Annotated in this window: 4 protein-coding genes; all 4 read right to left on the bottom strand. The window is 36.9% G+C overall.

The features are described 5' to 3' along the window. The coding region (locus tag ACR2MV_RS06320; RefSeq protein ID WP_434021062.1) for an arylsulfatase at window positions 1-2217 on the bottom strand (2217 nt) is incomplete at its 3' end. A 132-nt stretch (window positions 2218-2349) separates the two neighbouring features. Beyond that, the gene (gene pbpC, locus ACR2MV_RS06315) at window positions 2350-4647 is read right to left on the bottom strand and encodes a penicillin-binding protein 1C (protein WP_434021061.1); all 2298 of its coding nucleotides are present in this window, start codon (window positions 4645-4647) and stop codon (window positions 2350-2352) included. Window positions 4648-4650: 3 nt separating this feature from the next. Next, window positions 4651-10173: an alpha-2-macroglobulin family protein gene (locus ACR2MV_RS06310; protein WP_434021060.1), complete on the bottom strand. Its 5523-nt coding sequence runs from the start codon at window positions 10171-10173 to the stop codon at window positions 4651-4653. A gap of 299 nt (window positions 10174-10472) precedes the next feature. Beyond that, on the bottom strand, window positions 10473-10992 hold a 520-nt coding region (locus ACR2MV_RS06305), incomplete at its 5' end, for a transporter suffix domain-containing protein (RefSeq protein ID WP_434021059.1).

The following is a 10992-nucleotide window of genomic DNA, read 5'->3' as shown; positions in this document are numbered from 1 at the left end:
CACTAAGTCTCCATCAACAAATAATTTAGCTATTCCTCCTTTTCCAGTACCTCCACCATCATAGGTAAATTCTAATTTAATCTCAGCATTCTGTTTTGTAACAGCCTTTGGAGCCTCAATTGTATATCGCTGTAGGCCAAAATAATTATAGGTATACCCTGGTTTTCCATTATTCATATAGAGGGCCCAGCCACCAAATTTTCCTCCTTGACAAAGAATGATCCCCCTGTCATTTCCATTTAAATTCACATCAGCGACAATGGTTTTAGAGGTGTTTTTAACATTCAAGAAAGTATTTTCTAATATGCCTTCCATTCCCTGCGCCAGGGTCAATGATTTTCTATCACCCATGAGGTCTGGTCGGCCGGCAATAGCAGCATTAAAACGTTCATACAACCTATCATCCAGTGGAAATACATTATTTGCAATCGCCTCTTTCTCAAATAAATCCTGCATTTCTTTCACTTTTTCAGGTTGATCAGCAGCAAGGTTATTTGTTAAACTAAAATCTTCATCTACGTGATATAACTCCCATTGTTCTTCTGCTAAAGGTTTTCTAGGTTTGCCCACCCATGGCACCATATGGACCACGCGTGCCAGCCAGCCATCATGATAAATGGCTCTGTTTCCGAACATTTCAAAATACTGAACCTTATGACGATCTTCTGCTTCTGCATCTTTCGCCGCGTATAACATACTAACACCATCCATAGGAATCTGTTCTACTCCATTGATCGATTTAGGTGCGGGTAATCCAGTAGCTTCCAAAATTGTTGGCGCCACATCATTCACATGATGAAATTGTTCGCGAATTTCTCCTTTGCCACTGATACCAGCTGGCCAGTGCATCACCATTGCATTTCGAGTTCCCCCAAAATCTGCTGCCATTTGTTTGGTCCATTTAAAAGGAGCATCTGTCGCTACGGCCCATGCCGCTGACATGTGAGGAAATGAATTTGGTCCACCCCAATCATCGGCATGTTCCAGCATGCTCTCAACAGATTCTTCATCGAAGATTCCGTTTAAATGTACAAGTTCATTATAGGTACCTTCCAATCCACCTTCTGCACTTGAACCATTATCGCCCATTACATAAATAAACAAGGTGTTATCCATGGCACCCACTTCTTCAATGGCTTCCACCATTCTTCCGATTTCATTATCCGTATGATCCATAAAACCTGCAAATGTTTCCATTTGTAAGGCAAATAATTTCTTTTCATCTGCACTTAAGCTTTCCCAGTCCTTAATATCACTTGGCATAGGAGCTAATTTTGTATTTTGAGGAATGATACCCATTTCTTTTTGACGGGCGAAGGTTTCTTCTCTTAATTTCAGCCAACCAGCATCAAATTTACCTTTATATTTTTCTATCCATTCTTTTGGTGCATGGTGAGGTGCATGAACCGCACCAGGTGCGTAATAGACCATAAAGGGCTTTTCTGGAGTCATGGCCTTTTGAAACTTGATCCATTCAATGGCCTCGTTGGTCATGTCGGTTGTAAAATGATAATCAGGGTCATCTTTTTTATGCACCTTGGTAACTCCATCAAAAATAACAGGGTCCCATTGATTGGTTTCTCCTCCGATAAAACCGTAAAACTTGTCAAAACCAGAATTCGTTGGCCATCTAAAAAATGGGCCAGAAACCGACACCTCCCAGGTTGCTGTCTCATGCCATTTACCAAATGCCGCCGTGCTATACCCGTTTTGACGAAGTGTCTCCGCTACATACTTTGCATTATCCGGTCTAATTCCTTGATTTCCCGGATATCCTGTCGCAATTTCCATAACAGATCCTACATTCACATTATGATGATTTCTACCTGATAGTAAGGATGCTCTTGTTGGGGAGCATAAGGCAGTTGTATGAAACTGGTTAAATCGTAAACCATTATTGGCAAGACGATCAAACGTAGGTGTTTCTATGGCTCCTCCAAAAGTATTGGTTGCTCCAAAACCAATATCATCTATCATAACCAATACGATATTAGGCGCTCCTTCAGGCGCTCCTACCTCGAAGCGTTCTGGTTTCTCAACATTTCTGGCATCCATCTCGGTGATGGCCGCTGTTTTTGGAGGTTGAATCGGAAGATGGGTTCGATCTAACTCATTTGAATTTTGCGAGGAAACTGGTTTTGAACTTTCGCTTTTTTGACAGGCTACTGTCAATCCTAACAAAAATAAAAAACCAATTTTTAAAAATTGCTTTTTCATGAAACTAAGGTTTTAAAGATTAGTGACTTAAATTTACGGAAGTATTTGCAAGGGACAGTATTAAAATCACGTTTTACAAAAAAAAATTATAATCCTGTCTGAGTTGACTCCTATATTTCAGTTTATGCCATATTATTTATAAACTTTGAATTCAGCATCCGCACTATTCCCATTTTTATCCATAATTAAAAGAGAATGATCGCCCTGGGTTAATTTCAAACGCAACTTATGAATTCCTTTAGTTTTTCCAACATAAAGTTTATCAACATGCCAAAACAAGGTAGCACTTTCGTCTGTTGAAGCCGCTTCAAATAATAACATTTCTTCTTTTCCGTCTAGATCCCTGGGAATCACTATATCTGATTTATGTGTAGGGTAAATTACAGCGATAGTTTCAGAATTTGGGGAGAAGCAGTCTTTGGATAAAGTTGGTATGGGTTTGTAGTTATGATGTGATCTTTTATAATAATGAGATGCAACTGGGTCGAGACTAAACCAAACTGTATCAATACCGGAAGAAGACTTACAATTTTGAAAGATACGTTCATTTTCCTTGTTTAATATGATTTTCTTATGCATCGAACATATTTGCTTAACGTCGCTAAATAGCGGCATCTGAACTTCTTTTTGAGGGCAATGAGAATTAGGAATCAATCCTGATTTTGAACAAAGATTTATGTACTTTAGGTCAGACTTTGGACTAACAAACCAATTGTCATTACTAACATGCTGAATAAATTGAAACATTAAAGGGGCTGCAGTTGAAACTCCTGTCAATCCCGGCCTACCGTCTCCTTCAGCATTCCCAATCCATACACCAACAATGTATTCTGCATTAAATCCTACTGCCCAAGCATCTCTAAAACCATGACTTGTACCCGTCTTCCATGAAATTTGTCTTGATGATGAAAAGTTTTTCCAATTCTTGTCCAATCCCGGTCTTTGCACTTCTGTCAGCGCCTTCGAAATGAGGTACCACGATCCATTGGAAGCCATATTAGAAGCAGGTTTAATCTGTTCAGAATCATTCCATACTTTAACGCCAGTCTTTTTCACTTCATTCTCTGAATAATCACATAATTGTTTAACCTGATTGGCATAGGCTCCCATAACATTCCATAAGCTAACTTCAGCCCCACCAAGAATTAAGGTTAGACCATAATTTCCTGGTCCTCTGTTTATATTTGAAAATCCCAAACTTTGTAAATCATTATGAAATGGTTCGAGTCCATATTTTTGTAACAATAGGGTGGCCGGAACATTGAGTGATCTGGCCAATGCTTCACCTGCCGGTACAACCCCTTCGAAACGTTTGTCAAAATTTGAAGGTGAAAACTTATTCAATGATATAGGAACATCTCTTAACAGTGTACTGGTATGGATAAGGCCTTCGTCAATAGATTTCGCATAGAGAAAAGGTTTTAAAATGCTTCCTGAACTTCGCGGTGCTTGAATTAAATCTACAAACCTTGCTCCGGAGGAAATCAAGTTGGTATTTCCGATATAAGCCTTTACAGTATTATCCTTAACGGAAATGACCATGGCACAAGCGTTTCTGATCTGGTTTTGAGAAAGAACATTAACATAATTATCCAACTTTATCGAAAGATTTTCTTGAAGATTTCTATCGATGGATGTGGCTATTCTCGATCCTTCTTTACCAGATTTCACAGCAAAATCTAACAAATGAAACGCCATTCTAGGCAGAGGTTTTGGCTTCATCGGAATGTCTTCCATAATTGCCAAAGAATAAGTAATAGAATCTATGGCTTCATTATCATATAACTTTTTTAAAAGAGTGTTTCTTTTTTTGAAAAGATCCTCTCTATTCTTCCCTGGATGCATGAGTGACGGAGCATTCGGCAAAACTGCCAGCATCGAGTATTCTGCCCAAGAAAGTTGGTTCAAGGGCCTTTCAAAATATCTCCATGAGGCCGCATCAGCTCCAACTACATTCCCTCCATAAGGAGCATGGGAAACATACATTTTCATGACTTCATCCTTTGATTTGAACAATTCGAGTTTCATAGCCATAATAAGCTCAATAGCCTTCTCTCCATAAGATCTTGATTTGTTCTTTCTAAGTAGCCTAACGACTTGCATTGTAATGGTACTACCTCCGCTGACTATTCTATTTGAACTGATATTCTGAAACCCAGCTCTCCAGATAGAAACTGGATTAACTCCAAAGTGATAGTAAAAATACTCATCTTCGAAATATCTAATAGCAGTGGAAAAATTTTCGGGCACCTTTTCGACTTCGGGAAATCTCCACTGTCCATCTTTTGCTATTTTTGCTGATAAAAGTTGGTCATTTTCATCTGTCAAAACAGTTGAATAAGGATCTTCAAATAAAGGCATCGGTATTAAAAGGTATATGATAATACCGAGTAACAATACAATCGCAATTTTGAATCTTTTTACAAACACTTTTTAATTGTCATTTCTAACTACTTCCACCCATTTTCCAGGCTTAAGAGATTGAATGCTTTCATCGTACATTGGAGCACAAAAAACCGCTGGCATGTAATACCTGCCTACAAAAGTAGCATTTAGCAAAACTTCAAAAGTTTTTGTTTCTCCCCTTTCCAAATCAAAATAGGTATACACCCTATCATCTCTTATATCTCTATATGAATAATTACTTTGGGAATTATTTTTATCTGTATCTGAAATTCGTGTATTAACAATCTGCCAACCAGATGGAAAAACCTGATTTAGAGCTACTTCTTTATAATCACTGCGGATTCCTGGATGTTTAATTTGAACTATAGCTTTAAAATCTTGTCCTTGTTCCAATCGCTGTACATCTAATGAAACTCCTGTTAGATCTTGGTAACTAATTTTCATAATCAACTCCTTCTCCTTAGAAATTTTATTCATTTCTAATGGAATTCCTGTCTGAGTAAGACTGACAAATAAATTCTGACCTGAATTATTCATCACTTCTATAGTCCCTTGGTTCAAATCTTTAGCTTTTACATCAATTGACCATACAGCGGATTTTATCCCTATTGACTCCTTTATACCATTTATTACCAACTCAGCTTCTAATTCATCCGAAGTCATGGATGATCCAACAAATTTCCCTATCGCTAACAATCCATAAGCTCTAGTTTGAGTGCTATGCCAGCCAGAATTTAATCTACTGGTTAAGTCTTTTAATAATTCATATCCGTCATTCTTTAAGTCCAGATAAAACATGGTTTCAAGTTTCATAGCCAAGTCACGAACGTCAGAGCCAAAACTATAACTCATGGATCTATATGGTTTAATGTCCCAACTTCTTTTCGAGAGTTCAAGCGCCACATCCTTTCTGCCCATTAGAGCATAGGCAGCGGCCAACCTCCAGGCCCCAGCATTAGAAAGCAAGGCATCATTTCTTAATCGATTCATAGCTCCTAAATCACTATTCCCAGATAAAGCCAAGGTATAAAGCCTATAGGCCTGAGTTAAATCCCCACCATATCTTCCGTATCCTCTGTAACTCGATCTTTGCCAATTTGAAGCTGTTAATTTTTGAAATTTTAACCAGCCATTGATTAGTCCTTCTGAGATATTATAACCTTTATTTTTAGCCTCCAAGAGGAAATGTCCGGCATAAGTACTACCCCATTCGGAAGCCTGATTTCCTCCGGGCCAATAAGAAAAACCACCTGAAGTTACTTGAAATGTTTTTAAACGATTAATTCCCGCCATAACGTTAGACTTAACTTTTTGTTTATCATCATCCGACAAGCTGACAAGCTCGGGTAAATACAATTGCGGAAAGACACTGGAAGTTGTTTGTTCTATACAACCGTGAGGATATCCAATTAAATACTTCAAATGCTTTTCTAGGTCTAAGTTTGGTATTCTTGAAATTTGAATACTTGCAGAATTAGATCCTGGAATACCTTTCGCTTTATACTCTTTTGTCCATTTCTTTTCTGGCTCGATCATTTGATCAATCGAACTGGTAATTTTTGGATTCGGAGGTCTGATGAGTATTTCCAACTCTTCAAAAGCTCGATGTTTCCCAGATTGCACCTCGACTTTAAATTTCGCTACTCCTAATTTTCGAGCAACCTTATAATCAAAATAAATAGTCTTTTCACCCTTTTCTTTTATTTCGACTATTTGTTCATTAGTATGAATTGGTTTCAAATACTCATTCCCGGTTATTTTAACTTTGACCTCCTTAATTCTGTCATCCATTGTGATAATATTAATAGGAATCTTTACTGTTTCTGATGGACCTAAAACTCTCGGCAGGGTACTAAGAACCATCAGCGGTTGTCGCACTTGAATCTCTTTTTCCGCCGACCCATAAGCTCCGTTAAACCCTCCAACAACCATTACCCTTACAGCTCCTATATAATTTGGCATATGAATATTATGCGAGATTTCTTCATCCTTTTCGAGAAAAAATGGTCCTAGATAACTGACAACTGGTTTAAACCGGTTCGCCTTTGTATCTTCCTTGTAATTCAAAGCCTCGTCTCCACCAATGGCCAACAGCGGAGACATCTTTCCTGTTTGCGCACCCATAACATAGCGATACAAATCCCAAGATCTAACATTCAATGCTTCTTTTGCATAAAAGTTATCCCAAGCATTTGGTGTCTTGAATCTTGTCAAGGATAAAAGACCTTCATCAACAACCGCCAACGAATAAGACATCTTATGACCATTTTTTTCTTTCACAGAAATTCGATAATTATTTTCAGGTTGCACCTCTTTAGGTGCTTGAATTAATGGTTCTAAAATTGTGTTCTCATCGTAAACATAAATTGGAATTATTCCATACATTCTAATTGGTAAGGAATTCTTATCTTGAACATGTGGCTGGATTAAAGTTGCGCTGACATATACATTAGGAGTCATAGCTACTGTCGCATCTAGACTAATAATGGTGCTATTATTGTCAGCTTTAACCCACATTTGATCTATAATTTTGTTTCCCTTTTCTATGGTTACATAGATGTTGCCAACTCCGCCAGAAGGAACAGTTACTTGAATTTTATCTCCAACATTGTAGGTCTCTTGATCTGTTTCCAAATTCAAAGCTGAAGCTGCGCTATTATCTCCCCCAGAAGAATCATTATACCAGTCTGAATAACTTCCATAAAAAACCTGTGAACTACTATGCCCGGATTTTTCATCAATTATCCTCAGCAAATATTTTCCCCATCCGGGTCTTGGAAAAGATAGTTCGAAAAAACTTTTCCCTCCAGTAACTTTGAATTTTGATGTTTTAATAAGATCCTGAGAACGTCTATTAATATATTGAGTTATCTCATTATTTCCAGATCCTTCCCACCACCAATTCCAGTTCATTTTATATAACTCTATGGTTACATTTTGATCCATTGCTTTTCCTTTTTCATCCACTGAAGCAATTGCTATTTTATGTTTCTTCTCTGTATCCAGAGCCATTAACCAATTGCCCCCAGCTTCCATTTTAAGACCTGTATAACTTTTAAAAGGAGAATACTTTTTGGACAAAAAATCTTGACTAAAATCTCCTCCCTTCTCAAAGATCTTAGTGTTAAAAGAAAATTTTAACATCCCTGGAGTTTCTTTTGGTCTAGACCATTTAAAATCAAGCTTGGTTTTACCCCGAGAATCTGTTTTGCTATCAATTTGAATGGGTTCTTGACGGTAGAACTGAATTGATCTATCATCAAATGAAAAGCCTTCGTAATTATTAAATGTGGTCTTAACAGGGGAGATAATTAATTCAGAAGTTACTTTTAGTCCAGAAGCCGGACTGCCATACATCCAATTGGCTTGAACATTCGAATTTATATTCTGATCGGAGTAAATGATATCACTAAAATCATAATCAATTTTTATTCTATTCGGTTTTATAGTCTCAACTTTCAAGTATTTACCAAATTTAGAACCTCCTACGGTGGCCACTGCTTGCCATTTTCCGGTGGGGTCAGAAGAATTAGTCTTAAACTTAAATACATACAAACCTTTTTCACCTTGAGTCTTAATCATTTTTTCAAAAGATTTGCCCATAGGATCAAATAACTCCATGCTTATTGGGTGACTTTCTGGTAACACATTCAACTTATCCTCTAACATGAACGAAAGGTAAATTGAATCCCCGGGTCTCCAAACACCTCGTTCTCCATAAATGAATCCTTTAACACCTCTATCTACCTTTCTTCCACCAACATTATATAAACTAACGGATAGTGCTGATCCCGCATCAACCCTTAAGTAACCTTTTTGCTTGCCTTTAGATGCCACTAAAAGATACGGTTTTGATGTTACGTTAAATTGTGAAACTCCAGACGCATTTGTACTTCCTTCTCCAACTCTGATGTTTTGAAAATTAAAGGCTTCAATTTTAATTCCCTCTAAAGGATCTGAACTTCTCAAATCAGTTACAGTAACATTATATGTGTCTCCTGCTGTTTCTTTTGCAATCATTCCAAAGTTGCTAGAAAAAATATTTGCACTTACTGATCTGTTATGATATTGATAATATGAAGTGGTGCAAGGATCATCTTTTTCGCGATAATTAAAATCTTCAGAATACCATGAATCCGGTCTAAAATAATTTTCACCATCAAAGTTCAACTCCATTCTTCTCATATTTCTTTCAATGGCAGTCGAATCAGAGCATGGATAAAGAGATTGATTTGGTTCAAATGAAAGCATTACTCTGTATATTGAACCTGGCTCTGCCTCTACAATTTCGTTGAAATTCACGCTAAAATTATTCCATTCCCCATAATCTAAAGATTCATCTGAAATCAACTCAATTGAATTATCATAAACCAATCGACCAACTCGGGCCAATCCAAAAGATCCATCAAATTGATTCGACTGAAAGAACTGGTTAACATTGTGTTCATAAACTTTTAAGACTCTAATGTTAACAGCCTTCAGGTTAATTGCCTTAAACGGGAAGCTTACATCACCCGAACTTGGCATGATCACGCCATCTCCCAACAACCGAATTTCCGGCTTCTCAATACTGAAATAAAGCTCCTCCTTATAATCCTTAAATAACTTCACACCGTTAGCATTCACAACCGATCTGTGAACATGTAACTCTTCAGTTTGACTTGGCCTACCTTTTGGATAAACTTTCACTTCTTGCTCGTTGATAATATAACGAAGTTCTTTTTGAGATTTTAAGGTAATCAGACCCGTTAAATCTTGATCACTATCTAAGGGATCTGAAAATTGGATCGAATAATACAATCCAGAAGCCTGGTTCACACTAATCTGTACTACCCTAAACTCATCTAGAGGAGGAATTTCTATTTTCAATTCATCATTGACAACCGACCCTATTGGATCACCATCCCATGAGAGTAAGACTGATCCAGAATAATCACTTCGTACTACATTCTTAATTACATAATTATGATTTTTTTTATCCTCTAAATGCTCCCAAACTATATCTAATTCATTACCGTTCTGACTAGCAATTAAGGTTTTTTGCAGCATCATTGGGTCAACAATATCACTTGTTTTGACATGACCAAAAATTTCCTGTTGTGAAAAATCTTTGTTGACAGCCTTCATACCATCAAAAAACACGTTTAGATGTTGCTCTAAAACCTTAAACCCAAAATCTAAAGTTTTAAATTTATTAGGTACAGCGCGTAATTTATGTAGTTCGAAACTAGCATGATAAGATTGACCAGAAGTTAAGGCTTTCGATGGTCGAAACTCTATGGTTTGATTATCCAGCCAATAGGCCTCCCCTTCAATTTTAGGACTAAACTCAAAGAGCTCATTGTCCACCACTTCACCAGCTATAGCCTTGGAATATGGTTCTATCAGAACAATTTTGATCGGAGATTCCGATGAGACAATACCGGAAGTAAAGGCATTTATATAATTGCTGAAACCGGGATCCACGACGATCCTTGAAACATCCGTTTGTTTTTTATCACAAGAGATTATAGATAAAATAATAAAAACTACGGTAAAAAAATTTTTCATGACTATGTCAAATAAGGTTTTCAAGAAAAGAATTGATTGATTTTTTGTAAAAAAAATCAACTTTTTAACGAGAAAAAGGTTTGTCTTTAATAGGTAGTTAATTACGTAAAAACTATTGTTATTCGCAATAAGGAAATTGGGTATTTATAGTGAGTCCAGCAAAGGGAATACGGTCTGTTTAAAAACCAAATTTGATGAATATAACTGGAAATAAAAAAGCAAGCTAGTAATATAGCTTGCTTTTTTATGTAGCTCCATAACCTAACTAGGAGTCTCTTTAAAAAACAAAATGTTCAATTCTAACTTGTTTCCTCTTTAGACGGGGGTAGTATCCATTGTTTCCATTTAAAAACGGACGATATTTTAGTTACCATTTGATGTCCACCAAATCCAAATATGGCAAGGACCAGCAAAACGTCTGCTCCCAGAGCAAACCAAAGTAAATTGTCATCGATAAAAGGTGTTGGAAATAATTCCAATATATAGGTTGGAAATACAGCTAGTATGAACCATAATATTAATAAGGCAACACCTATATTGTATTGTGTTTTACTTGCTGGATACGTTCCTTCAGGAAGACCTAACATTTTTTTAAGCTTATTGGTAACCAATAAAACGCCTTCTTTTCCGGCCAATACTCCTCCTAGTAATAAGAATATCTCAGGCCCACCAACTAAGAAAAAAGTTACCAATGCAGTAGTGATCGCAGTGCTAAACCCTAAGAAAGGAACAATAAAACCAAATAACGGACAGATAAAGCCTATGATGACCAATCCAATTCCAATTTTACTTTTAAGTGATGTTGTTTTCATAAGTTCT

The organism is Lutimonas sp. (assembly GCF_051011215.1).
Classification (GTDB): domain Bacteria; phylum Bacteroidota; class Bacteroidia; order Flavobacteriales; family Flavobacteriaceae; genus Lutimonas.
Note: the sequence above shows the minus strand (reverse complement) of the source record. Positions and strands in the feature narration are given on the sequence as shown.

Bases quoted from the DNA above. Each gene is read 5' to 3' on its own strand.
- ACR2MV_RS06310 (WP_434021060.1), bottom strand. From the start codon at position 10,173: ATGAAAAATTTTTTTACCGTAGTTTTTATTATTTTATCTATAATCTCT.